The sequence below is a fragment of the Luteimonas sp. MC1825 genome (genome assembly GCF_014764385.1).
Lineage (GTDB): Bacteria > Pseudomonadota > Gammaproteobacteria > Xanthomonadales > Xanthomonadaceae > Luteimonas.
Genome location: NZ_CP061714.1, coordinates 1268680 through 1294230 on the forward strand (window position 1 = coordinate 1268680; position 25551 = coordinate 1294230).

Genomic DNA, 25551 nt, shown 5'->3' on the forward strand with positions numbered 1-25551 from the left:
TTTTTTGTCAGCCATCGCTCTCCGAAAGACCTGCTTTTCTTCGCGTCCTCAGCGAGCTTCGCGAGACAAAGGCTTCATCCATCCGCCACCAGCCCCCAAGGTTCAGAACGCGGCCGCGTAGCCCGAGGCTTCGATGGTCTTCTGCAGGGCGTCGGCCAGCTTGAGGTTGCCGGCCAGCACCTGGCGGCTCTGCATGGCGATGTGCATCGGGCCGAGTGCGGCGCCGCGGAAGTCGCTGACGCGGCCGCCGGCTTCGCGCACCAGCAGGATGCCGGCGGCGACGTCCCACACCTGCACGCCGGCCTCGAAGTAGCCGTCGGTGCGCCCGGCGGCCACGTAGGCCAGGTCGAGCGCGGCGGAGCCCGTGCGGCGGATGTCCTCGGCCGTCGCCAGCACCTGGCGCATGCAGTCGAACTGCGCGGCCACGCGCGCGCGTTCGCGCGGCGCGAAGCCGGTGGTGATGGTGGCGCCGGCCAGGTCCTTGCGCTCGCCGATGCGGATGCGATGGCCGTTGAGCTGCGCACCGCTGCCGCGGCTGGCGGTGAAGAGCTCGTTGCGCAGCGGGTCGAAGATCACCGCATGCAGCGGCTCGGGACCCTCGCACAGCGCGATCGAGACGCACCAGTGCGGAAAGCCGCGCAGGTAGTTGCTGGTACCGTCCAGCGGATCGATGACCCAGGTGTAGCGGCTTGGCCCGCGGCTGCCCTTGAGGGCCCCGCCTTCCTCGCCGAGCACGGCGTACTCCGGATAGGCGCGACGCAGTTCCTTGATCACCGCGGCTTCGGCCAGTCCGTCGACCTCGCTGGCGTAGTCCATCCGTTCCTTCTCGACCACGTTGAGTGCGTCGAGCTTGTTCATGTTGCGCAACAGGACGTTGCCGCCGGAGCGGGCCGCCTTGACCATGATGTTGACAGCAGGTTGTAGCATCGCGGGCAGGCTCCGGGCGCTTGGGATGGACGGCAGGGGAAAAGAACGGGCGGCTCGAGGCCGTCGCGCAGTTTACCATCCGCACCCATGAACATCGCGCAGCCAGTCGGCGAAATCCGCATCGTCCTCGTCGGGACCCAGCATCCGGGCAACATCGGTGCCGCCGCCCGGGCCATCAAGACCATGGGACTGGAGCGCCTGGTGCTGGTTGCGCCCGAGCGCTACCCGCATGGCGATGCCATCGCGATGGCGGCCGGTGCCGACGACGTGCTGGATGCGGCGCGCATCGTCGGCAGCCTCGCCGAGGCGGTCGCCGACTGCGCGCTGGTGCTGGGCTGCACCGCGCGCAGCCGGCGCATCGCCCTCGAGGAACTTGCGCCGCGCGCCGCCGCCGCGCGCCTGCACGACGCCGCGGCCGCGGGTGCGCAGGTGGCGCTGGTGTTCGGCCGCGAACGCACCGGCCTCGACAACGACGAGCTGCAGCTGTGCCATGCGGCGGTGCATATCCCCGCCAATCCCGACTACAGCTCGCTGAACCTGGCGGCCGCGGTGCAGGTGCTGTCCTACGAACTGCGGATGGCCGCACTGGCAAGCGACCCGCGGGCCACGCCGGTCGCGCCGTCCGAGGAACCGCGCGACGCGCCGGCCAGCCACGCCGAGCTGGAGGGCTTCTTCGCGCAGTTCGGCGAGACCCTCGATGCGATCGATTTCCACAAGGGCAGGGCACCGGAGTCGGCGATGCGCAAGCTGCGGCGGATCTTCCTGCGCTGTGGCCTCGACGCGCGCGAGGTACGCCTGCTGCGCGGCGTGCTCGCCGACGCCCAGCGCATGGCGCGCCTGGCGTCCGCGCCGCCCCCGGGGCCGTGAGTGGCAGGTGCCAGTGCGGGTGTTTTCCGCTAGGCTGCCACGCTGCACCGACACTGTGACGCGAGCCTCATTTGACCGCGATGTTCCGCCGCCTGCGCCACCTGCCAGCCGCGATGGTCCTGTGCCTTCTCGCGTTCCTGCCCGCGGCGTCGGCCAACGATGCCGGCGTGCTGGTGCTGGGGCGCATCAGCGACGACCCCGCCGCGCACTACGACCAGCTCAAGCCGCTGCTTGATTACGTGGTCCCGCGGATGGCGGATGTCGGCATCCGCGAGGGCCGGATCCTGATGGCGCGCGACCTGAAGCAGATGGAGAGCTACCTGCGCCGCGGCCGCGTGGACTGGGTCACGGAGACCACCGCGAGCGCCCTGCAGCTGCAGACGCGTGCCGGCGCCGAACCGCTGCTGCTCACCGAGCGCAGTGGCGTGAGTACCTACCGCACGGTGTTCTTCGCGCGCCGCGACAGCGGCATCGACAGCCTCGACGACCTGCGCGGGCGCAGCATCGCCTTCCAGAACCTCAATTCCACCAGCGCCTACTACCTGCCGGCGATGGAGATCATCAGCCGTGGCCTGCCGATGGAGATCCTGCTGTCGCCCGGCGACCGCCCGGTGGCAGGCTCGGTGGGCTACCTGTTCGCGCGTTCGGAGCTCAACATCGCCACCTGGGTGCACAAGCGGCTGGTCGATGCGGGTGCGCTCAGCAACCTCGACTGGGAAAGTCCGCAGCGCATGCCCGCGAGCTACCGCAGCGACCTGGTGGCGTTCCACGTCACCCCCGACTTCCCGCGCGCGCTGGAGATGGTCCGCGGCGACCTGGAACCCGCGGTCAAGGCGCGCCTGCGCGAGGTGCTGGCCGCCGCCGCCAACGACCCGGATGCCAGCGAGGCGCTGTTGCGCTTCTTCAACACCACGCGCTTCCTGCCCATGGACGCGGCGACCGCGCGCTCACTCGACGTGCTGCGCGCCGGCGTGGCGCGTGTCGGGGCGAAGATCGAATGAGGCTGCGCGACGGCCTGCATGCGCGGTTCCTGGCTGCGGTGGTGCTGGCGCTGCTGGTGGTGCTGGCGGTGGTGACGCTGGTCCTGCATCGCCAGGACGTGATGCGCCGGGAAGTGTTGGCGCTCAGCAAGGAGTCGATGCACGCGCTGGTCTTCGACCGGCTTGCCGAACGCGGCGAGGCGGCGGCGGTGCAGCTCGCGGCGAGCCTGGTCAACCCGCTGTACTACTTCGACCTGGACCAGATCGGCGCGCTGCTGCGCGCGGTGATGAAGCAGCCCGACGTCGCCTACGCGGTGGTCTACGACACCAGCGGCGCGGTGATCCACGACGGGTCCGGCGACATCGCGACCTTCGGCCAGGTGATGGACGACGCGCTGGCGTACGAGGCCATCGCCGGCACCGGCCCGCACGTGCAGTCCAGCGACCGCATCCTCGACGTGTCCACGCCGGTGCGGATGGGCGACCAGCGCCTCGGCGGCCTGCGCATCGGCTACTCGGTGGCGTCGGTCGCGGACGACGAGGCGCGCGCCGTGCAGGGCATGAGCGCGCGGCTGACCGAGATCGGGCGCCGCCATGCCGGCTGGATCGCGGCGTTGATGGCGGCGCTCGTGGTGTTTGGCGCGGCGGTCAGCTTCCTCGTGCAGCGCACGCTGGTGCGCCCGATCCGCCAGCTCGCCGACGCCGCGCGCGAGATCGAGGCCGGCAATTTTGCGGCCGCTGTCCCCAGCGACGGACGGCGCGACGAGCTCGGCGACCTGATGCGCGCGTTCGGCCGCATGGGCGACAGCATCGTGCGCCACGACCGCGACATGCGGCGCATGGCCTACACCGATGCGTTGACCGGCCTTTCGAACCGGCTGGCGTTCCGCGAGGTGCTCGACCGCCGCCTGATGGAGCTGCACGGCGCCGGCCACCAGCTGGCGCTGCTGTTCGCCGACATCGACGACTTCAAGCGCATCAACGACACCCTCGGCCACGACGCCGGCGACGAGGTGCTGGTGCAGTTCTCGACCCGCATCCAGGAGGCGGTGGAGCGCCACGGCGGCGCAGGCGCGCACCTCGCGCGGTTCGGCGGCGACGAGTTCGTGGTGCTGATCGAATCCGAGGCGCTGGCCGAGGGCGGCATCCGCGGCGTGGCCAGCCGGCTGGCGGAGACACTGGTGGCGGAGCTGAGCCGCCCGATCCTGGTGCGCGGCCGGCAGGTGTTCCTCGGGACCTCGATCGGCATCACCCTGTTCCCGGACGATGCCGTCGGCGCCAGCATGCTGATGAAAAACGGCGACATCGCGATGTACCAGGCCAAGGTGGCCGGCAAGAACTGCTACCGCTTCTACAGCCGTGCGATGGACCAGGCGGTCGAGCGCCGCGTGCGCATGGAGCAGGACCTGCGCGGCGCCTGGGAGCGCGGCGAGCTGAGCATCGTCTACCAGCCCGTGTTCCGGCTCGAGGACACCCGCCTGGTCGGCGCCGAGGCGCTGCTGCGCTGGAACCACCCGGAGCACGGCATGGTGGCGCCGTCGGTGTTCATCGATGTCGCCGAGCAGAGCGGCCTGATCGAGGTCATCGGCCCGCAGGTGTTGCGCGCGGCGTCGCAGGATGCGATGCGCTGGCGCCGCGACTTCCCGGGTCAAGAGCTGTTCGTCTCGGTCAACGTGTCGGCGCGGCAGCTGCGCACCGGCGACCTCGCGGCGCAGGTCGAGCGGGTGCTGGAGGAAACCGGCCTGCCGGCCGGCTGCCTGCACGTCGAACTCACCGAGACCGCGGTGATCGGCGACGAGTTGCGGGTCAGCAGCCTGCTGTCACGTTTGCGGACGGCCGGGGTGAAGGTCTGGCTGGATGATTTCGGCACCGGCTTCTCGGGCCTCAGCCACCTGCGGCGGGTGCCGGTGGACGGCGTGAAGATCGACCGCAGCTTCATCGCCGACGTGCTGCGCGACCCCGACGACCTGGCGCTGACCACCGCGATCATCGCCATGGCGCATTCGCTGGGCATCACCGTGGTCGCCGAAGGCGTGGAGAAGGAAGGCCAGTTCAACGTGTTGCGCGAGCGCGGCTGCGACCTCGCGCAGGGCTACTGGCTGGGCTATCCGATGACCGTGCACGACTTCCGCCGCCTGCTGGCCTGACAGCGTCAGAACAGGCGGTCGAGCCACTCCGTGGCCACCGCGGCGAGGGTGCCACCGGTCACGCCGAAGATCACGATGGCCGCGATCCCGGCGCCCCACGACAGCAGCAGCAGCGCGCCATCGCGCTCGAGCAGTGCCAGCGCATACGCCAGCAGCAGGACCCCGAACACGTAGTTGGTGAACGGGATCGGCAACGCCAGCAGCAGGCCGAGCAGCACCAGCAGCACGCCGGTGAACATGGTGGCCGCGCGGTGGTCGATGAGCGCCGCCAGGCGCGGCCGCACCAGGTGTTCCAGGCGCAGCAGCCACGGCGAGATCCGGTGCTCGAACCGCGCCAGCGTGCCGCGCCTGGGGCCGCGCGTGGCGACGAAGCCCGGCAGCCACGGGCGGCGCAGGCCGAGCACCAGCTGCAGGCCCACCAGGCTGACCAGCGGCCCGCTGAGCGCGCCGGCCACGCCGGGCACCGGCAGGAACGCCGGCAGGGTGGCGATGAACAGCAACATGCCGAACATGCTGCGGCCCAGGCCGTCGAGCAGGGTGCGCAGCGGCAGCAGTTCGTCGACCGGCCCGTCCACCAACGAGGCCAGGATGGTGCGCACGCTGGCCTGCGGCCGCTTCGCGCGCGGCCCGCCTGTCGCGCCGTCGTGGTCAGCCATCGCCGACCGGAGCGGTGGCGTCGGTGCGCTGCAGCAGGAGCTTGTCCACGCGTGGACCGTCCAGATCGACCACCTCGAGGCGCCACACGCCCCATTCGAAGTGCTCGCCGGCGTTGGGGATGCGGCCGAAGTGGGCGATGGTCATGCCGGCGGCGGTGTTGTAGTCGTGTTCGTCCTCGTTGGGCAGCGGTCCGCCACCCAGCAGCTCGCGCAGCGAGTCGGCGCCGAGCGCGCCATCGACCAGCCACGAGCCATCGTCGCGCTGCACCACCAGCGGATGCGAGTCGGCGCCTTCACCGCTGGAGGTGCGGCCGATGACGGCCTCGAGCACGTCGTTGACGCTGATGATGCCGGTGACGTCGCCGTATTCGTCCACCACCAGGGCCAGTGACTGCTGGCCTTCGCGCAGGATCTCCACCAGCTTCAGCGCCGGCGTGGACTCGGACACGAACAGCGGCTCGCGCATGTCCTTGAACAGGTCGAACTCACCCGTGTCGATGCGGTCGATCAGCGACTTCACCTCCAGCACGCCGACCACGTCGCTGTCGTCGCGGCGATACACCGGGTAACGCGAGAACGGGGTGGCGCGCATGATCGCCAGGTTGTCCTCGAAGCTCTTGGCGGCGTCGAGCCAGGCGATGCGCGTGCGCGGCGTCATCAGGCTCTCGGCGAAACGGTCGCCCAGCCTGAGCACGCGGTTCATCATGTTGCGTTCGTCGGCGTCGATCACGCCCTGCTCGTGGCCCTCGCTCACCAGCATGCGGATCTCCTCTTCGGAGACCGCGTTGCGGTTGTCGTCGCGGATGCCGAGCAGCCGCAGCACCAGGCGGTTGATCGCGCCCAGCGTCGCCACCACCGGCTTGGCACCGGTGGCCAGTGCCTGCAGCGGGATCGCCACCGCGGCCGAGATGCCCTCGGGGTTGGTCAGCGCCAGGCGCTTGGGGATCAGTTCGCCGAAGATCACCGACCCGGCGGTGATCAGCCCGACCGCGGTGCCGATGCCGATCGGGCGCGCGTACTCGATGGCGGTCGGGAACACGTCGGCCAGCCAGCTGGCGATCATCTGCCCGATCGCCTCGCCGCCGAACACGCCGGTGAGCACGCCGATCAGGGTGATGCCGATCTGCACGGTGGACAGCAGGTTGTCGGGGTGCTCGGCCAGCTTGAGCGCCGCGCGCGCGCCGCGGCTGGTCTCGGAGAGCTGGCGCAGGCGCGACGTGCGGGCGGTGACCAGCGCCATCTCGGACAGGGCGAAGAAACCGTTCAGCGCGATCAGCGCCATCACGATCAGCAGTTCGAGCACGGCGGCGGATCCTGTCGTCGGCAAGCGGCGCGGCGCGGTGCCGCGGGGCGTGTCTGCAGCACGGCAGGCGCGCGGGCCTGGCGGTGCTGCGGCGGTCTGGATTCGCTTTCCATCGGGTTCCGGGGGAGGGGCGCGCGGTGCGCGGGGCGATCATAGCAGGCGCCGCGACAGCGGCCGGGACGGTGGATACAGGGGCACAACGGTCTTTAAACCGTCATAATTCGCCGCCCGCGACGCCGGGTGCACCCCATTCGACTGCGACGAGGCAGCGCGCCATGTTTTCCCTGCAGACCATGTTCGGCCAAGGCAACCAGTTTTACACGCTGCTCGAGGAGGCGGCACAGGCCGCCCTGGACGCGGCCCGCGCGCTGCACCAGATGCTGAAGGAAGCCGACCGCCAGCCGGCGCTCGACGCCTTCAAGCTGGCGCGCCTGCGCGAGCGCGCGGCCTCGGAGAAGATCAGCCAGGCGCTGGTGGACAGCTTCATCACGCCGATCGAGCGCGAGGACATCGAGGCGCTGGGATCCGCGCTGTACAAGATCCCCAAGCAGATCGAGAAGTTCGCCGACCGCTACTCGATGGCCACCCAGCACCTGGAGCACATCGACTTCGCGCCGCGCGCGGCGATGCTCGAGCAGGCCGCCGGCGTGGTGCTGAAGATGGTCCGGCAGCTGCGCCACCTGAAGCTTGAGCCGATGAAGGCGCTCAACGACGAGCTGCGCGCGCTCGAGAACGAGGCCGACCGGCTGATGCTGGAGCTGTACCGCGACATCTACTCCGGCAAGCTCGATGCGCGGCAGATGTTCCTGCTCAAGGAGTTCTTCGAGATCCTGGAGAAAGCCATCGACCGCTGCCGCGAGGCCGGCGTGGTCGCGTTCGGCATCGTGCTGAAGAACAGCTGAGGCCGCGCCATGCTCGCCCTCGTGATGACCGTGGTCGTGGTGGCGCTCGCCTTCGAGTACATCAACGGCTTCCACGACACCGCCAACTCGATCGCCACCGTCGTCGCCACCAAGGTGCTGTCGCCGATGCAGGCGGTGGGCATGGCCGCGGGCATGAACCTGATCGGCGCGCTCGCCGGCACCGCCGTCGCCAAGACCATCTCCTCGGGGCTGATCGACGCCGGAGTGGTCGACGTCGGTTCGCTGCTGATCCTGTGCGCGCTGCTCGGTGGCATCGTCTGGAACCTGATCACCTGGTGGTGGGGCCTGCCGTCATCGTCGTCGCACGCGCTGATCGGCGGCCTGATGGGCGCCGCGCTGGCGGCGGCGTCGAACAATTTCGGGAGCATCATCTGGTCCGAACCCGCCGAGCCGCTCTACCAGAGTGCCGGCGTGTTGTGGAAGGTGATCGTGCCGATGGTGAGTTCGCCGGTACTCGGGTTCGCGGCGGGCTTCCTGTTGATGGGGGTGCTGTTCTTCACCATATCCATGATGGCGCGCAGTGGCGGCTGGCTGGCGCGCATCGCCCGGCCGCGCTGGGTCAACGGCTTCTTCGGCAAGGCGCAGATCGTCAGCGCCGCCGGCATGGGCTTCGCCCACGGCATGAACGATGCGCAGAAAACCATGGGCATCATCGCCCTGGCGCTGGTCAGTGCGCAGTCGGCCGGCACCCTGGATGCGCTGCCCCCATGGCTGGCTTTCCTGCATCCGTCGGACGCGGCGCTGGCCGAGGGTGACATCGACACCTGGATCAAGGTCAGCTGCGCGCTGGTGATGGCGGCGGGCACCGCCGCCGGCGGCTGGCGGATCATCAAGACGCTGGGCCACAAGCTGGTGAAGCTGCACCCGATCCACGGCTTCGCGGCCGAGACAAGCGCGGCCTCGGTGATCCTGGCGGCGTCGTCGCTGGGCATCCCGGTGTCGACCACGCACAACATCTCGTCGGCGATCATGGGCGTGGGTACCGCCAAGCGGCTCAACGCCATCAAGTGGTCGGTGGTGCACAAGATGCTGTGGGCGTGGATCCTGACCATCCCGATGTCGGGTGGCATCGCCTACCTGCTGTTCAAGCTGGCGGCCTGACCGACGGTCCCGCAGGCGGCCCGCGGTCTGTCAGAGCAGGTCGCCGTCGGCGCCGAGCGCGCGCTCCAGGCGGTCGCCCATGCCGCCGATCTCCAGCACCAGGCGGCCGAGCTCGGCCGCATCCAGGCTCTCGTAGGGGCGGTTCTCGCACAGCTGCAGGTAGGGCACGCCGTCGAGTTCGCCGATCGCCAGGTAGCCGACGCGCGTGCCCCAGTTGAATGACAGCGCGCGGCGCGCATCGATGCCGGTAATCGGCGCGACGGCGGTACTGGCGCGCAGGTAGCAGCGGCCGTCATCGTCGTGCAGTTCGGAAAGGAAGATCGCCTGGTGGCGACGGCCGGCGTCGAGCGACAGCTCCACGCAGAGCACGTACGGCTCCTGCATGGTGACCTTGAACCCGTTGCCGGCGACGTGGCGGCGGACCTGTTCGAAGTTCTGCATGGCGGGGACCGGGGATGGACGTGCTGGCTATGCTAGCGCAATGGACGCGCCGACCCCCGCCGAACTGATCCTTGCCGCCGTGCGCGCGATCCCCGCGGGCGAAGTGGCGGCGTACGGCGAAGTGGCGCGCCGCGCCGGCCTGCCGGGGCGTGCGCGCCTGGCGGCGCGCGTGCTGGCCGGCAACGACGACCCGCGCCTGCCCTGGCACCGCGTGCTGCGCAGCGACGGGCGCATCGCGTTCCCGCGCGAATCAGCCGGATGGCTGGAGCAGTCCAGGCGCCTGCGCGCTGAAGGCGTGGCGGTGGTGGAAGGCAGGGTGCGCATGCCGCGTGGCGCAGGCTCGCTCGATGCCGACATCTGGGGCCCGGCGTGAGCGCGTCGACCGGATCGCGGGTGCGCAGCCGTTATCATGGAGGCTGTCCGTCGAAGGATCGGGAATGCTGAACAACCTGCCGCCCGTCACCAAGGGGCTGTTGATCGTCAATGCCGGCGTGTTCCTGCTGCAGTCGGTGCTCGGCAACGTGGCATTCGCGCCGTTGATGCTGTGGCCGCTGGGCACCAATGCCTTCGACCTGATGGCCGGTGCCCAGGCGTTCCAGCCGTGGCAGCTGCTCACCTACGGCTTCCTGCATGGCAACCTCGCGCACCTGCTGTTCAACATGCTGGCGCTGGTGATGTTCGGCGCACAGCTCGAATACACCTGGGGCCAGAAGCGCTTCCTGACCTATTTCCTGGTGTGCGTGGCGGGTGCCGGGCTGTGCCAGCTCGGGGTGGGGAGCTGGGCGGTGTCGCAGGGCAGTGGGGCATTCCCCACGGTCGGCGCGTCCGGCGGCGTGTTCGGGTTGCTGCTGGCCTACGGCATGCTGTTCCCGAACCAGCGGGTGATGCTGCTCATCCCGCCGATCCCGATGAAGGCGCGCACGCTGGTGCTGGTCTACGGCGCGATCGAACTGCTGATGGGCATCACCGGCACGCAGTCGGGTGTCGCGCATTTCGCGCACCTCGGCGGCATGCTGTTCGGCTGGCTGCTGATCCGCAACTGGCGCGGCCAGCCGCCGTTCAAGCGGCGCGCGCCCACGCGACGGTTCTGATCGCCCGTCGCGTGGCTGGCGCGGTCAGCGCCAGAGCGAGACCTGGTCGTCGTCCTTGCGACGCATGGCGTCCGTCGCCTTGCAGGCGAACACCTCGCTGAAGGCAGGCTGGTTGCTGAGCGGACCGTTGGCGCGCCACTTGCCCGGCGCATGCGAAGCGCTGGTCGCCTGCTGTTCGGCGAAGGCGGCCGAGGGCTGCTGGCGCCAGAGTTCCGCCCAGGCGGTGTAGAACGCCTGCCTGCCGTCTTTCTCCAGCGCGGGCTGTGCCTGCTGCAGCGCGTCCCAGGCCAGCTCCACCGCGGCCAGGTCGGCCGCGTTCTCGTCGCGCGTCAGCGTGGCATTGACCTTGCGGCCTTCGAGGTTGGGAATGTCGTAGCTACCGTACTGCGCCGACAGGCGGTTCAGGCGGTCACTCCACGCACCGGCGGTGCCCGGCGTCCACCAGTCGCGCACGGTGCCCGAGGCATCGAGCATGCGACCCTTGCCGTCGATCGCGTGGCTGAGTTCGTGCGCGATGAGCGCGCCGAGGCTTCCGTAATGCGCGGCACCGTCACGCGACATGTCCAGCACTGGCGGCTGCAGCACGGCGGCGGAAATGACCAGGCGGTTGTGGGCGGCGTCGTAGGCCAGCGCGGGCTGGTGCGGCTGCACGTTCCAGCGGCGCTCGGCGTTGCCGCGCCCGATGCGCTTCATCTCTTCGCGGTGGTGCCAGGTGGATGCGATCAGCATGTTGCCGCCGAAGCTGCCGCGGCCCATCGGCTGCACGGTGTAGTCGACGTCGCGCCGCGGTGCGCCGACTTCGATCTTCAGCGCCGCGAGCTTCTTGCCGGCTTCGGCGCGGGTGGCCTCGTCCATCCAGGTGTTGCGGGCCAGCCCGCGCACCAGCGCATCGCGGACTTCGCCGGCGATCGCCTCGGCGCGGCTGCGGCTCGCGTCGGGCAGGTAGCGGCCGACGTACTCGCGCGCCACCATCTGCCCCGCGGCGTGGTTGATCGCCTGCAGCGTCAGCAGTTCGCGGCTGGGCTGAGCGGTCTCGCCACGCAGCACGCGGCCACGGAAGTCGAATTCGGCGTCGCGGAACCCTTTCGACAGGTAAGGCGCCATCGCGTTGCCGACCTGGAAGCGCAGGTAGGTCTTCCACTGCGCCGGCTTCAGGCTGCCGACCATGTCGTCAAGCGCGGTGAACAGCGCGGGGTTGGCGATCGACACGCTGTCGTCGGTGACGCCCTGCGCGGCGAGGAAGGCGTCGAGCTGCAGGCGCTTGTATGTCTTGCCGAGCGTGTCGGTGGCGACCAGCGCGTGGTTCTGGCGCGGATCGCGCAGTGTCGGGATGGGACGCGAGGCGCGCGCGATGCGGGTTTCCAGGTCGATCACCTGCTGCGCTTCGCCCGCCAGGTCCTTCTCGGCGGTGCCGGTGAGGGCGAGGATCTTCTGCACGTAGTTGTTGTAGCGGCCGAGGAGGGCGCGCGCATCGGCGTCCTCGCGGGTGTAGTACGCGGGGTCCGGCAGGCCGGTGCCGCCCTGGGCGAAATAGCCGACGTGGCGCTCGAGGTCGGCCAGGTCGAGGTCGGCGCTGAAGTTGAACGCCACCGGGATGCCGACCTGGTGCAGCGCGGCGATCGCCGGCGGCACGTCCTTGGCGCGCTTGATGCCATTGATGCGGTCGAGCAGGGGCGCGATCGGCCTGGAACCATCGGCCTCCACCGCGGCCTCGTCCAGGCCGCTGGCCCAGAAGTCACCGAGCAGCTTCTGCACGTTGCCCTGTGGCGCGCTCATCGACGTCGACAGCAGTTCGCGCTGCTGCTCCAGCACGCGCGCCTGCAGCTCTCCGAGCGCCGATACCGTGCCGGTCGCGGGCACCGGATTGGCAACCAGCCAGTCCTTGTTGGCAAAGGCGTAGAAATCGCCGCAGGCGGTCGGGCCGGCCGGCGCCTTCGGCGCGGCGCGGCGGCGCTGCGCGTCCGCGTCGGGGGCGGCGAGGCCGAGCAGCAGGCTGGCGGCGAGGGCAAGGACGAGCGGCTTGTGCTTCGGCATCTGGGGGACCTGCGGTGGGATCGCGGCAGTCTATCAAGCCGTGCGTGCGCGGCCATGAACCCGGCGCGCAGCCTGGAAACGCGGAAGGCCCGGCGTCTGCCGGGCCTTCCTTCACGCATTGCCCGTGGTCAGGCGCTTACCAGATGACGACCTGGTCCTTGCCGCCGCGAACCATCGGCTGGCCCGGCTTGCACGAGTACGCGGCCGCGAACGAGCCGAGGTTGGACGGCGCGCCGATCGCGCGGAAGTTCGCCGGTGCGTGCGGGTCGGTGTTGAGGCGCACGGCCAGTTCCTGGTCGGTGAAGTTGCGGCGCCACACCGTGGCCCAGTTGGCGAAGAAGCGCTGGTCGCGCGTCAGGCCGTCGGTGCCGGCATCGGCCGTGCCATCGGTCGCCTTCTTCATCGCGTCGTAGGCCACCGCCAGGCCGCCGAGGTCGGCGATGTTCTCGCCCAGCGTCAGCTTGCCATTGACGTTCTTGCCCGGCACCGCCTCGTAGCCGTCGAACTGCGCCACGAGCTGGTCGGTGAGCTTCTTGAAGCCGCTGGCGTCCGCCTCGCTCCACCAGTTCTCGAAGTTGCCGGTCGGACCGAAGCGGCTGCCCTGGTCGTCGTAGCCATGGATCATCTCGTGGCCGATCACCGCGCCGATGCCGCCGTAGTTCATCTCCGCCGGCGCCGCAGGATCGAAGAACGGCGGCTGCAGGATCGCCGCCGGGAACACGATCTCGTTCTGCAGCGGGTTGTAGTAGGCGTTGACCATCTGCGGCGGCATGCCCCACTCGGACTTGTCCACGGGCTTGCCGATCTTGGACAGGTTCCACTTGTAATTGAACTCGTTGGCGGCCAGCACGTTGCCGATGTAGCTGTCGCGCCCGGTGGCCAGGCCATTCCAGTCACGCCACTTGTCCGGGTAGCCGATCTTGGGGGTGAAGCCGGCCCACTTCTCCATCGCCTTGGCCTTGGTCTCGTCCGACATCCAGGCCAGGTTTTCGATGCGCAGCTTCAGCGCATCGCTCAGGTTCTTGACCAGGGTCTCCATCTGCGCCTTGGACTCGGCCGGGAACGCGACCTTCACGTACATCTGGCCCAGCGCCTCGCCGGCCTGCGATTCGATGACGTCGAGCACGCGCTTGCCGCGCTCCTTCATTTCCTTCTGGCCGCGCAGCACCTGGCTGTAGAAGTTGAAGTGTTCCTGCGCGAACGCGTCGGACAGGTAGGGCGACGCGCCATCCACGGCGTGGAAGCGCAGGTAGGCCTGCCACTGCGCCGGCGGCACGTCGGCCAGCATCTTGCTGATCTCGGCATGGAACGCCGGGATCGCCAGCGAGAACGTCGCCGGCGTGGCCACGCCCTGCGACTCGAAGAACGGCGCCCATGGGAAGTTCGGGGTCAGCTTGTCGGCGTCGGCGATGCTCACCGGGTTGTAGAACAGCGACACGTCGCGCGACATCTCCTCGCTCGACTTGGACGGCTTGGCCAGGCGCGTCTCGAACGCGATCACGTCCTTGGCCTGCGCCTGCGCATCGGCGGCGGCGATGCCCGACAGCTCCAGCACCTTGGCGATGTGCTGCTGGTAAGCGTCGAGCTTGTCCTTCTTGTCGGCGTCGAAGTAGTAGCCGCGATCCGGGAGGCCCAGGCCGCCCTGCATGGCGTAGGCCATATTCATGTCGGACTTCTTGAAGTCGGCCTCGGCACCGAAGCCGAACAGGGTGTTCTGGCCCTTGGCCGCGCTGCTGCGCAGGTGGCCGACGATCTTCTCCTGGCTGTCGAGCGCGGCGATCGCGTCCAGCTCGCCCTGGATCGGGGTGATGCCCTGGGCGTTGATCTTCTCCGCGTCCATGCCGGTGGACCAGAAGTTGCCGACGATGGCTTCCACGCCACCGGCGTCGGCCATGGCCGCGGCCTGTTCGGCCAGCTGGCGCTGCACGGCCTGCGAGCGCTCGTCGAGCATCTCGAACGCGCCCCACGAGGTGCGGTCGCCGGGGATCGGGTTGGCCGCGAGCCAGGTGCCGTTGACGTGGCCGCCAAAGTCGACGCAGGCCTCGACCGAAGGATCGAGGTCCGAGGCCTTGAAGCTGTTGACGCCGGGGAGCTTCGATTCGTCGAGCGTCAGCGCGGCGGGCGCCGGCGCGGCGGCGGGGGTGGCGGTGGCGACGGGCGGGGCGGCCGTCTCGCGCTGGCAGGCGGCGAGCGCGACGGTGACCGCCAGCGACAGCAGCAGGATCTGGGGTGTGGACTTGGACTTGTGGCTCACGGTGTGCTCCGCCCGGTTGGGCATGGGAAAGGGCGCGGCCCGGGTCCGGGCCGACGCGCAACTCTACGCCCGCCAACCCCGCGGGTTGGTGTGTCGGAGGTCATGGCGCCGGTGCGCCATCGTCCTCGGCGGGGTCCGGCCGCCGCGTGCCGGGGCCGGGGTCGCCCGCCGGGTTGAGCACCTGTGCCTGGCGGCGGGGCGCGGTAAGCGGCGTGGGCGAGGGGCCGGCGCCGGTGTTGGTGCGCATCAGGCCGACGCCGGCGCCGATGCCCGCGGAGAGCTCCAGCTGGAAGCGTTCCACCTCGAGGCGTCGGACCTCGGCGGTGACCCGCGCCGCCTCGACCGGATCGACATCCAGCTGTCGCAGCGCCGCCTCGCCGAACAGCACCGCGGATTCGAAGGTCTCGCGCACCGAGTAGTCGACGCCCGCGATGGCGAGCTGAAGCGCGTGCACGCGGTCGTAGGCCCTCACCAGCAGCCGCGCCTGCGGGAACGCGCTGCGCGCCAGCGCCGCGATGCGGTCGGCGGCGTGCTTGTCGTCCACGCAGACCGCGATCGCGCGCGCACTGCCGGCGCCCGACGCACGCAGCACGTCCAGCCGGGTGCCGTCGCCGTAGTAGACCTTGAAGCCGAAGCCCGCCGCGTTGCGGATCATGTCGACGTCGCTGTCGATGATGGTCACGTCGATGTCGCGCGCCAGCAGCGACTGGCTGACCACCTGCCCGAAGCGGCCGAAGCCGATGATCAGCACGCTGCCGCTCTGGCCGGACGCGGCATCGATGCCGTCCAGCGAGGCGTCCGCGGCACGCGTCGCGCGCCGCACCAGCAGCATCGCAAGCGGGGTGAGCGCCATCGACAGCACCACGATCGCGGTCAGGCTGTCGTTGGCCCCGCCGCTGATGATGCCGGCGGACTCGGCGGCGGCGAACAGCACGAATGCGAACTCGCCGCCCTGCGCCATCAGCACGGCGCGGTCCAGCGCATTGCCGTGGCTGCTGCGCATGAAGCGCGCCACGGTGTAGATGCAAAGTGCCTTGGCGATCATCATCGCCGGCACCGCCAGCACCACCAGGCGCCAGTCCGCGGCCACTGCCGCCAGGTCCAGCGACATGCCGACGGCGAGGAAGAACAGGCCCAGCAGCAGGCCGCGGAACGGCTCGATGTCGGCTTCGAGTTCGTGGCGGAAGGTCGACTCCGACAGCAGCACGCCGGCCAGGAACGCGCCCATCGCCATCGACAGTCCGCCCATTTCCATCAGCAGCGCCGCGCCCAGCACCACCAGCAGGGCGGCCGCCGTCATCAGTTCGCGCGCGCGCGACGCCGCCAGCAGCCGGAACAGCGGGTTCAGCAGGTACAGGCCGGCCACCACCAGCGCGACCAGCGACGCGACCGCCATGGCTGACGATGCCAGCCGCGATGCGGCGCCGTCGGCATCGGGCAGCGGCGACATGAACGCCACCAGCGCCAGCAGCGGGACGATCAGCAGGTCTTCGAACAGCAGGATCGACACCATCTTCTGGCCGCGTGGGGTGGCGATGTCGCCCCGTTCGGCCAGCACCTGCATCACGATCGCGGTGGAGGTCAGCACGAAGCCGGCGGCGCCGATGAACGCCACCGGCGCGGGCAGCCCGAGCAGCAGGCCGACGCCGGCCAGCGCGGCGGCGCAGCCCAGGATCTGCAGCGGGCCGAGGCCGAAGATCTCCCGGCGCAGGCTCCACAGGTGCGACGGCCTCATCTCCAGCCCGACCACGAACAGGAACATCACCACGCCGAGCTCGGCGACGTGCAGGATCGCCTCGGGCCGCGCGAACCAGCCGAAGCCGAACGGGCCGATCACCATGCCCGCGGCCAGGTAGCCGAGCACGGAACCCAATCCGAGGCGGCGGAACAGCGGTACCGCGATCACCGCCGCGCCGAGCAGGGCGACCACGTGGACGAGTTGCGAGGTGTCGGAGGCTGCTTCCATGGGCATCGTTCGGGCGCGCAGGGCGTCGTCGGGGCAAGGTCGGGCGAGTATGCGCGCGGGTCGCGCCGGCGGCGTGCCATGAACCAAACGCGCTGTCCGCATGGCGGCATGCCGCGCATCGCGCATTCATGCCGTATGATGCCCGGGTTGGCGCACGGCAGTCCGTATCTCCGGTCATTGCCAAGCCGCGGCCGCCGCAAGGCGACACCACGGCCTCTTTTACTCCCGCACGTCTTTCGTAGCGCAGACACGGCCCGGTCCCTCCGGTTGCCGTCAAAAATTGATTGCCCGCCGCGCGGATCACGGAAATCGCCGGGCGAACTGTCGAACCAGGAGTTGTTCCATGACGTCCGATACCCGGACTTTCGAGAGCCTTGGGCTCTCGCAAGGCCTGCTGCGCGCGCTTGTCGCCAGCGGCTACACCCAGCCCACCCCGATCCAGGAACAGGCCATCCCGCTGATCCTCGCCGGCCATGACGTGCTCGGCGCGGCCCAGACCGGCACCGGCAAGACCGCCGCCTTCGGCCTGCCGCTGCTGCAGCGCCTGGGCAAGGAAACCCCGGCCCGTGGCCCGCGCAAGCCGCGTGCGCTGGTGCTGGTGCCGACCCGCGAGCTTGCGGTGCAGGTTGCCGAAAGCATCAAGGAATACGGCCACCACATGAAGCTCAACGTCACCACGATCTTCGGTGGCGCCGGCATGCAGCCGCAGATCGACAACCTGCGCCGCGGCGTGGACATCCTCGTCGCCTGCCCGGGACGCCTGCTGGACCACATGCAGTCCGGCCACGCCAAGCTCGACGCGGTGGAGATGCTGATCCTCGACGAGGCCGACCGCATGCTCGACATGGGCTTCCTGCCGTCGATCAAGCGCGTGCTTGCGCGCGTGCCCAAGGAGCGCCAGACGTTGCTGTTCTCGGCCACGTTCGAGGCGCGCATCAAGGCGCTGGCGCTGGAGTTCATGCGTGATCCGCGCCAGGTCGAGGTGGCCGCGCAGAACACCATCGCCGACACCATCGTGCACCGCGCCCACCCGGTCGACTCGGCCGCCAAGCGCGACCTGCTGGTCGACATCCTGTCCAAGCGCCACACCGAACAGGTGCTGATCTTCGGCAAGACCAAGCACGGCTGCAATCGCCTGGCGGAACAGCTGGAGAAGTCCGGCCTGCCGGCGGTGGCGATCCACGGCAACAAGAGCCAGGCACAGCGGCAGAAGGCGCTCGACGCGTTCAAATCCGGGCGTGCCCGCATCCTGGTGGCCACCGACGTCGCCGCGCGCGGCCTGGACATCCCCAACCTGCCGCTGGTGATCAACCACGACCTGCCGATGGTCGCCGAGGACTACGTGCACCGCATCGGCCGTACCGGCCGCGCCGGTGCGACGGGCGAGGCGCTGTCGCTGGTGTCCCCGGAAGAGGGCGCGCTGCTGCGCGACATCCAGAAGATGCTGAAGGCCGAGATCGAGATGGTGGTGGTGCCGGGCTTCGAGCCGAGCCGCCCGATCCGCCTCGACGCGCCGAGGCCGCCGAACGGTGGCCGTGGCGGGCGCCCGGCGGGCGACCAGCGTCCGGCGCGGCCGGCAGCGCATCGTGGCCATGGCAAGGCGCAGCCGCGCAGTGCGCAGCCGCATGCGGGTCCGCAGGTGCCGGGCAGCCGTGGCCGTGGCCAGGGTGCGGGAAGGCGCGACTCGCGCGCCTGATCCAGGCCGGGCGTCACGCTTGAGCGCCACCGGGCAGCCGCCCGGTGGCGTTTTCATTTCCGGGTCGTGGGCAGCGGCGCGGTCAGAGGTCGCGGACCAGCCGGAACCCGACGTCGTCGTAGCCGCGGCCGCCCTCGCGTCGGCCGGCGTCACCGCGCCAGCTGCCGCCGCTGGTCACGCGGTACTCGCAGCTGCCGCTGCAATCGACGTTCCACTCGGCCACCGCACGCGATCCGCCGGCCGTCGCGGGCAGGCGGCGCCACTCCGACGACGTCGGCAGGCGGTAGGAGCGGCCGTCGCGCTTGCCTGCCCAATGCGCATAGGCCACGGCGTCGTCCCACGACACGCAGACCACCGCGTCGCCGGCACCCTGGTCAAAGCCGGGGCTGCGCCAGGTGCGCGGCGCCACCACGCGCAGCAGCGAAGCGCGTTCGCGGCAGCGGGCCGGCTCGCGGCCGGTGGCGCCGGCGAATTCGCCGAAGTCGGCACGGCTGACCGCGCGGCGCATCGCGGCCAGGCGCATGCCGCCTTGCTGCACCAGCACCGTGTCGATGCTTCCGCCCTCGATACGCTCACCGGGCAGCGGGATCTTGCGCGCGCGTGTATCCAGCGCCGCCAGTGCACGCGCGTCGAGCCCCATCCTGCGCCCGGACTCCACCGCGGCGAGCGCGGCGGTACGGTCGTAGGCGGCCGCGGCGGTATCGACGCGACTGGAGATGGCCTTGCGTGTCCGTTCGCGCAGGCCCGCGAGCGCGGGCCCGTCGGAGCGCGCGGTGCGCGACGCGAGCTGGGTCGCCTGCATGACGCTGCTGCGGGCCGCGGCATCGTCGCCGCGCTGCATCTCGCGCTCGGCATCGAGGGCCAGCGCGGCGATCAGCGCGTCCGCGGTTCCCGCCACCTTGAGGTGGCCGCTGTCGGCCTGCCAGGCATTGAGGACGCTGGTGTAGGCGTTGTCGCCGGCGGGCGCGGTGAGCTTGCGCTCGCGCAACTGGCGTTCGGCCGCCACCAGCCAGGTCTCGGCATCGGACTCGGGTGCGGCACGCAGCAGCGCGTCGTCGGGGCTGGCGAGCGCGGTGATGCGTTTTCCGTCACCGATGCCCGTGGCCATGGACCCGTCGCCTGCGGTCGCTGCCGCCGCCGCGGCGTCGGCGCCGCCGGCGCGATAGAACGCGCGCGGCCCTGCGCCATCGCGCGAGGCCAGGCCGATCCCCGCGGCGACCACCAGGCCCGCGACCAGCCAGGCCTTGGCCGGCACCGCGCGCAGGCGCTTGCCCAGGTCATGGCCGACGTCGGCCGGCCCGCGCCCGCCGCGTTCCACCTTGTCCAGCGCCGCGAGCATCTGCGCGGCATCGCTGAAGCGCCGGTCGGGTGACTTGGCAAGTGCGCGATCGATGAATGGCTGCCAGTGGCGCAGTTCGCGCGGCAGGCGCGGGATCGGGTCCTGGACGTGCATCACCGCCATCGACAGCGCATCGGGTGCGTTGTAGGGCAGCGACCCGACCAGCATTTCCCAGGCCAGCACGCCCACGCTGTAGAGGTCGGCGCGTGCGTCCACGGGCTCGCCGCGCGCCTGCTCGGGTGGCATGTAGGCGGTGCTGCCCACGGCCAGACCCGCGGTGGTGACGCGCGAACCGTAGCCGCGGCGCAGGGCGATGCCGAAATCGGCCAGCTGCGGCCGGTCGGTATCGTCGAACAGCACGTTCTCGGCCTTGACGTCGCGATGCACGATGCCGCGCGCGTGGGCATGGCGCAGCGCGTCCAGCAGCGCCTGCAGGATGGCGCGGACCTGCGGTTCCTTGCCGCGCAGGTCGCGCTGGCCGAGGTGGCCGTGGGCCATGTGCGGCATCGAGTAGTAGGGCAGGCCCTCGCCGGTGCGGCCGACGTCGTGGATGCCGACGATGTTGGGGTGGTCCAGGCGGGCGACGGTGCGCGCCTCGTTCTCGAAGCGGCGGCGGCTCACCTCGTCGGTCAGCGCGTCGGGCAGCATGACCTTGATCGCCACCTCGCGGCCCAGCGAGCGCTGCTCGCCGAGGTAGACCGTGGACATGCCGCCCGCACCGAGCACGCGCGTGAGCCGGTAGCCGGCGATCTCCGGCATCGGCATCGGTGCTGGCGCCCCTGCGCTGTGATCGTTGGCTTGCGACATCACGCCCCCCTGTGGCACCAGCGAGGATACCGGCTGGACATCAGCTGCGCCTGCGGCGGGATGCGACCCGGGTCACGCCCCGGCACCTCGGTGCGCCGCCTGCTTGCGGCGCACGTACAGCTGCTTGCGCACGCTGGCGACCACCTGCCCACCGGCGTCGTGCACCTGGGTGTCGAACCAGTGCAGGTGCTTGCCGCCGTTGGCGGTCGCCGCGCGCATGGTTTCAAGCACGTCCTCGCCGAGGTCGAAGCTCGCCTCCACCGTGCCGCGGCCCGGCTTGACGAAGCGGATCTCCGCGGCCTGGTCCCAGACCAGGTAACCGCGACCCAGCGAGCGCATGGTCAGCAGCATCCAGAACGGGTCGGTCATGGCGAACAGGCTGCCGCCGAAATGCGTGCCGACGTAGTTGCGGTTGAACCAGTGCTGGCGCATGCGCACGCGTGCATGGCGGTAGTCCTCGGAGATCGCGGTGATGCGGATGCCCGAGAACAGGAATGGCGGCCATACGTTCATGATCCGCCGCAGCGTGGAGGCCCGCACGCCGTCAGGACAGCAGCAGCGCCGACATCTGCCGGCGGTAGCGGGCGACGAGGTCGTCATCGTCGATCACGCGGAACGCTTCAATCAGCGCCTTGCGCGGAAGGCCGTCCTCGAAGCTGCGGTCGCGGCGCAGCATGTCCATGAACTGCTGCAGCGCGGCTTCCGGGCGGCCGGCGACGATGTGCTGCGCGCCGAGCAGGTGGCGGGCGCGCAGGTCGGCAGGGTCGCGGCTGATCGCCATCTCCAGCACCTCGACCGACGGCGCATCGCGCAGCAGCGCCGCGAAGTCGAGGCTGGCGCGGGCGCGCACCGCGCGGTCGTCGGTGGCGAGGTTGGCGGGCAGGGCATCCAGCAGCTGGCTGGCTTCCTGGGTGACACCGGTGGCGAGCAGGGCCAGTGCCAGCTCGAGCTTCAGGCTGTCGTCGTCCGGCGCGGCTTCGCTGGCGTGGCGCAGGCGCAGGACCTCGGCGTGCGGATCGGGCGGCGGCGGGGCGGCGGCCTCCGCGGCTTCGGCTTCGGCCGCGGCCGGCACGATGCCGTGCTGCGTCAGGAACTCGCGCAGCTGGCCCTCGGGCAGCGCGCCGGGGAACCCGTCGACCGGCTGCCCGTCCTTCACCAGGATGATGGTGGGGATGGAACGGACCTGGAACGCACCGGCCAGTTCCTGCTGGCTGTCGACATCGATCTTGGCCAGCACGAAGGCGCCGTTGTACTCGGCCGCGAGCTTCTCGAGGATCGGCCCGATGGTCTTGCACGGGCCACACCATTCGGCCCAGAAGTCGATCAGGACCGGCGTGTGCAGAGACCGGCCGAGGACGTCCGCCTCGAAGTTGTCGGCGGTGGCATCGAAGACGTGGGGTGACGCGGTGGACGGGGACATGGCGGGATCCAATCGGCGATCGACAGGAGATTGTGCCAGCGCTTGCCGTTTGCAAGCGCGCGGGGCGACGATGCCGCTCCCCCGGACAGGCACATGGCGCATGGCGGCAGCGCGCAACAGGTTGCACACGCACGCACGCACGCGCGATCCCTGGCGGTGGCTGGGCCTGGCCGCGGCGGCCAGCTTCGTGCTCGCGCTTGCAGGCTTCGGGATGGCGCTCGACGGATTTGCGCACCAGCTGCATCCGGTGGCGGTGCTGGGGGCCACCGGCGTGCCGCACGCGCCCGGATTCAACCTGCTTGCATTTCTGGTGCCCGGCGCGCTGGCGGCGGTCCTGGCGCTGCGCGCGCGCACCGCTCTGCGCCCTCCCGCTGCGCTTGCCGCACGCCTGGGCTGGACGCTGGCGCTGCTTGCGGCCCTCGCGTTTGCCGCACAGGGGCTGCTGCCGCTCGACCTCGATGCGCCCGACCAGGCGCGCAGCCGGCTGCACGGCGCGGCGTGGGCCATGTGGGAGATCGCGTTCGTGGCCGCGACGGTGCTGCTGGCGCTGGCGGGTGCGCGCACGCGCCCGGCGATGGCCGCCGTGCATGCCGCGTCCGGCGCCGCCGTGCTGGTGTTCGCCTCGCTGGCAGGCGACGCGCTGCCGGCGCCGCTGGTTCAGCGCATCGCGTTCGCCGCGTGGTTCGGCTGGCTGGCATGGATCTCCTGGACGGGTGCCGCCGGCACGGGCACGGCGCAACGCGGCGGCTGATGGCGGGCATGGCGCGCAGCGGCGTGAATGGCGGCCCCGGGTGCGCTGCGGTAGGCTTCCGGGCCCCCTTCCACCGGTTCAAGCCACGTGTCCAACGTCCCCGAAAGCCCTGATTCCCACAGCTACCAGCCACAGGCCGTCGAGGCGGCGGCGCAGGGCTTCTGGGATCGGGAGCGCGCGTTCGAGGTGTCCGAGGACAGCGCCAAGCCCAAGTTCTACTGCCTGGCGATGCTGCCGTACCCGTCCGGTGCGCTGCACATGGGCCACGTGCGCAACTACACCATCAGCGACGTGATCAGCCGGCACAAGCGCATGACCGGCCACAACGTGCTGCAGCCGATGGGCTGGGACGCGTTCGGCCTGCCGGCAGAGAATGCCGCGATCAAGAACCGCACCGCGCCGGCGAAGTGGACCTACGCCAACATCGACCACATGCGCGCGCAGTTGAAGTCGCTGGGCTACGCGATCGACTGGTCGCGCGAATTCGCCACCTGCAATCCCGACTACTACGTCCACGAGCAGCGCATGTTCGTGCGGCTGATGGAAAAGGGCCTCGCCTACCGCCGCAACTCGGTGGTCAACTGGGATCCGGTGGACCAGACGGTGCTCGCCAACGAGCAGGTGATCGACGGCCGCGGCTGGCGCTCCGGCGCGCCGGTGGAGAAGCGCGAGATCCCGCAGTGGTTCCTGCGCATCACCGATTACGCCCAGGAGCTGCTAGACGGACTGGACCGGCTGCCCGGCTGGCCGGAGCCGGTCAAGACCATGCAGCGCAACTGGATCGGCCGCAGCGAAGGCCTGGAACTCGGCTTCCGCGTGGACGGCGAGGACGCGCCGCTGGTGGTCTACACCACCCGCCCGGACACGCTGATGGGCGCGACCTTCATCAGCATCGCCGGTGAACACCCGCTGGCGCTGAAGGCCGCCCGCGACAACCCCGAACTGGCCGCGTTCCTCGCCGAACTGCGCCGCGGAGGCGTGTCCGAAGCCGACATCGAGGCGCAGGAGAAGCGCGGCATGGCCACCGGGCAGTGGGCCATCCACCCGGTGACCGGCGAGGACCTGCCGATCTATGTCGCCAATTTCGTGCTGATGGGCTACGGCACCGGTGCGGTGATGGCGGTGCCGGCGCACGACCAGCGCGACTGGGAGTTCGCCAAGGCCTACGGCCTGCCGGTGCATCCGGTGATCGTGCCTCCGGGTGTTGCCGACGCCTTGCGCGAGGTCGCCAGCGATGTCGCCCACGACTCTGATCCGTTCCAGGCGGCGCTGGCCGGCGGTTCGGTCGACGCGTACGACACCTCGGCCGCGGTGGCGATGGTCCGCGACTTCATGGCGGGCATCGAACAGCGCGGCGCGTACACCGAGCGCGGCATGCTGGTGAATTCCGGCGACTACGACGGCATGGATTTCGACGCCGCGTTCGCGGCGCTGGCCGCGCGTTTCGAAGCCGAGGGCATCGGCCGCCGCCGCGTCAATTTCCGCCTGCGCGACTGGGGCGTCAGCCGCCAGCGTTACTGGGGCTGCCCGATCCCGGTGGTGTACTGCGGCGCCTGCGGCGCGGTGCCGGTGCCGGAAGACCAGCTCCCGGTGGTCCTGCCCGAGGATGTCGAGGCCGCGTTTGCCTGCGGCACGGTGCACTCACCGCTCAAGTCCGACCCGGAATGGCGCCGCACCAGCTGCCCGAAGTGCGGCCAACCGGCCGAGCGCGAGACGGACACCTTCGACACCTTCATGGAGTCGAGCTGGTACTACGCGCGCTACACCTCCCCCGGCGCCGCCGACATGGTCGATGCGCGCGGCAGGTACTGGACGCCGGTCGACCAGTACATCGGCGGCATCGAGCACGCCATCCTGCACCTGCTGTACTTCCGCTTCTTCCACAAGCTGCTGCGCGACCAGGGGCTGGTGGACAGCGACGAACCCGCGGTCAACCTGCTCACCCAGGGCATGGTGGTCGCCGACACCTATTACCGCGAGGCCGCCAACGGCGCGCGCGACTGGATCAACCCGGCCGATGTCGAGGTGGAGCGCGACGAGCGCGGCCGCGTGCTCGGCGCGCACCTGCGCAGCGACGGCCGGCCGGTGGTGGTCGGCGGCATCGAGAAAATGTCGAAGTCGAAGAACAACGGCGTCGATCCGCAGTCGATGGTCGACAAGTACGGCGCCGACACCGTCCGCCTGTTCTCGATGTTCGCCTCGCCGCCGACGCTGTCGCTGGAGTGGAACGAGGCCGGCGTGGAGGGCATGTCGCGCTTCATGCGGCGCTTCTGGCGCGAGGTGCAGAAACACGCCGATACGCTGCCCCTGCCGGCGGGGGACGATGCCCCCCTCACCGCCGCGCAGAAGACCCTGCGCCGCCAGCTGCACGAGACCATCCAGAAGGTCGGCGACGACTACGGCCGCCGGCACAGCTTCAACACCGCGATCGCGGCACTGATGGAGCTGCTGAACCACGTCACGAAGTTCGACGACGCCTCGCCGGGTGGCCGCGCCGTGCGCCACGAAGCGCTGTCGGCCATGGTGCTGTTGCTGAACCCGGTCACCCCGCATGCCTGCCACGCGCTGTGGCAGGTGCTGGGCCACGCGGAGACGGTGCTGGAGGATGTCGCGTTCCCGGTCGCGGACCCGGCGGCGCTGGTGCGCGACGCGCTGACCCTGGCGGTGCAGGTGAACGGCAAGCTGCGCGGCACCATCGAGGTCGCCGCCGACGCGGCGCGCGAGGCCATCGAGGCCGCCGCGCTCGCCGAGCCGGGCGTGGCGCGCATGCTGGACGGACTCACGGTGCGCAAGGTGATCGTGGTGCCGGGCAAGATCGTGAACGTGGTGGCGTCATGACCGCCACGCC

At 70.4% G+C, this 25551-nt stretch carries 20 protein-coding genes; 10 read left to right on the top strand and 10 right to left on the bottom strand.

The window, feature by feature from the left end:
• Positions 1-102: 102 nt before the first annotated feature.
• Positions 103-927: an inositol monophosphatase family protein gene (locus IDM46_RS05880; protein ID WP_185115097.1), complete on the bottom strand. Its 825-nt coding sequence runs from the start codon at positions 925-927 to the stop codon at positions 103-105.
• An 87-nt stretch (positions 928-1014) separates the two neighbouring features.
• Between IDM46_RS05880 and IDM46_RS05885 the strand changes: the two genes are divergently transcribed.
• The 3 genes from IDM46_RS05885 to IDM46_RS05895 all read left to right on the top strand — a co-directional run bounded on the left by IDM46_RS05885 (position 1015) and on the right by IDM46_RS05895 (position 4921).
• A complete protein-coding gene (locus IDM46_RS05885; protein WP_185115098.1) occupies positions 1015-1794 on the top strand; it encodes an RNA methyltransferase in 780 nt (259 codons plus the stop codon).
• Positions 1795-1874: 80 nt separating this feature from the next.
• Positions 1875-2795, top strand: a complete 921-nt coding sequence (locus IDM46_RS05890) for a phosphate/phosphite/phosphonate ABC transporter substrate-binding protein (RefSeq protein WP_223878041.1) — start codon at positions 1875-1877, stop codon at positions 2793-2795.
• Positions 2792-4921 (top strand): GGDEF domain-containing phosphodiesterase, encoded by a 2130-nt coding sequence (locus IDM46_RS05895; RefSeq protein WP_182821525.1) that lies wholly within the window; start codon positions 2792-2794, stop codon positions 4919-4921. The genes IDM46_RS05890 and IDM46_RS05895 overlap by 4 nt, the downstream gene beginning before the upstream one ends.
• A 5-nt stretch (positions 4922-4926) precedes the next feature.
• On the opposite strand, the gene IDM46_RS05900 is transcribed toward IDM46_RS05895, so the two are convergent.
• Both IDM46_RS05900 and IDM46_RS05905 read right to left on the bottom strand, forming a co-directional pair.
• A complete protein-coding gene (locus IDM46_RS05900; protein WP_182821522.1) occupies positions 4927-5577 on the bottom strand; it encodes an exopolysaccharide biosynthesis protein in 651 nt (216 codons plus the stop codon).
• Positions 5570-6880: a hemolysin family protein gene (locus IDM46_RS05905; protein WP_182821520.1), complete on the bottom strand. Its 1311-nt coding sequence runs from the start codon at positions 6878-6880 to the stop codon at positions 5570-5572. Before IDM46_RS05905 ends, IDM46_RS05900 begins: the two co-directional genes overlap by 8 nt.
• A gap of 275 nt (positions 6881-7155) precedes the next feature.
• Between IDM46_RS05905 and IDM46_RS05910 the strand changes: the two genes are divergently transcribed.
• Entirely contained in the window at positions 7156-7782 is a 627-nt protein-coding gene (locus tag IDM46_RS05910; protein ID WP_182821517.1) for a DUF47 family protein, read from the top strand.
• Positions 7783-7791: 9 nt separating this feature from the next.
• Positions 7792-8904, top strand: a complete 1113-nt coding sequence (locus IDM46_RS05915; protein WP_182821515.1) for an inorganic phosphate transporter — start codon at positions 7792-7794, stop codon at positions 8902-8904.
• 30 nt (positions 8905-8934) lie between these two features.
• On the opposite strand, the gene IDM46_RS05920 is transcribed toward IDM46_RS05915, so the two are convergent.
• The gene (locus IDM46_RS05920; RefSeq protein WP_182821513.1) at positions 8935-9345 is read right to left on the bottom strand and encodes a hypothetical protein; all 411 of its coding nucleotides are present in this window, start codon (positions 9343-9345) and stop codon (positions 8935-8937) included.
• A 40-nt stretch (positions 9346-9385) separates the two neighbouring features.
• Between IDM46_RS05920 and IDM46_RS05925 the strand changes: the two genes are divergently transcribed.
• Positions 9386-9718 (top strand): MGMT family protein, encoded by a 333-nt coding sequence (locus IDM46_RS05925; protein ID WP_223878042.1) that lies wholly within the window; start codon positions 9386-9388, stop codon positions 9716-9718.
• Positions 9719-9782: 64 nt separating this feature from the next.
• Positions 9783-10436 (top strand): rhomboid family intramembrane serine protease, encoded by a 654-nt coding sequence (locus IDM46_RS05930; RefSeq protein WP_182821508.1) that lies wholly within the window; start codon positions 9783-9785, stop codon positions 10434-10436.
• Between the two features lie 24 nt (positions 10437-10460).
• Here the strand turns inward: IDM46_RS05930 and IDM46_RS05935 are convergent, their stop codons facing one another.
• From IDM46_RS05935 to IDM46_RS05945, 3 genes are all read right to left on the bottom strand, one after another.
• Positions 10461-12470, bottom strand: coding sequence for a M13 family metallopeptidase (locus IDM46_RS05935; protein ID WP_185115100.1), 2010 nt, complete (start codon positions 12468-12470; stop codon positions 10461-10463).
• Between the two features lie 136 nt (positions 12471-12606).
• Positions 12607-14691 carry a M13-type metalloendopeptidase gene (locus tag IDM46_RS05940; protein ID WP_182823726.1) on the bottom strand — a complete coding sequence of 695 codons (2085 nt, stop codon included), beginning with the start codon at positions 14689-14691 and terminating at the stop codon, positions 12607-12609.
• A 133-nt stretch (positions 14692-14824) separates the two neighbouring features.
• Positions 14825-16690, bottom strand: coding sequence for a monovalent cation:proton antiporter-2 (CPA2) family protein (locus IDM46_RS05945; protein WP_185115101.1), 1866 nt, complete (start codon positions 16688-16690; stop codon positions 14825-14827).
• Positions 16691-17033: 343 nt separating this feature from the next.
• On the opposite strand from IDM46_RS05945, the gene IDM46_RS05950 reads away from it, so the two are divergent.
• Complete coding sequence (locus IDM46_RS05950) at positions 17034-18386, top strand: DEAD/DEAH box helicase (RefSeq protein ID WP_185115102.1); 1353 nt, start codon at positions 17034-17036, stop codon at positions 18384-18386.
• A gap of 82 nt (positions 18387-18468) precedes the next feature.
• On the opposite strand, the gene IDM46_RS05955 is transcribed toward IDM46_RS05950, so the two are convergent.
• From IDM46_RS05955 to trxA, 3 genes are all read right to left on the bottom strand, one after another.
• Entirely contained in the window at positions 18469-20484 is a 2016-nt protein-coding gene (locus tag IDM46_RS05955) for a bifunctional serine/threonine-protein kinase/formylglycine-generating enzyme family protein (protein WP_185115103.1), read from the bottom strand.
• Positions 20485-20604: 120 nt separating this feature from the next.
• Complete coding sequence (locus tag IDM46_RS05960; protein WP_185115104.1) at positions 20605-21072, bottom strand: DUF4442 domain-containing protein; 468 nt, start codon at positions 21070-21072, stop codon at positions 20605-20607.
• Between the two features lie 4 nt (positions 21073-21076).
• Positions 21077-21952, bottom strand: a complete 876-nt coding sequence (gene trxA / locus IDM46_RS05965; protein WP_182821494.1) for a thioredoxin — start codon at positions 21950-21952, stop codon at positions 21077-21079.
• A 100-nt stretch (positions 21953-22052) separates the two neighbouring features.
• Between trxA and IDM46_RS05970 the strand changes: the two genes are divergently transcribed.
• Both IDM46_RS05970 and leuS read left to right on the top strand, forming a co-directional pair.
• Complete coding sequence (locus IDM46_RS05970) at positions 22053-22703, top strand: DUF998 domain-containing protein (RefSeq protein ID WP_182821492.1); 651 nt, start codon at positions 22053-22055, stop codon at positions 22701-22703.
• An 87-nt stretch (positions 22704-22790) separates the two neighbouring features.
• On the top strand, positions 22791-25541 hold the full coding sequence (gene leuS, locus IDM46_RS05975; RefSeq protein ID WP_185115105.1) for a leucine--tRNA ligase: 2751 nt from the start codon (positions 22791-22793) through the stop codon (positions 25539-25541).
• Positions 25542-25551: the final 10 nt, after the last annotated feature.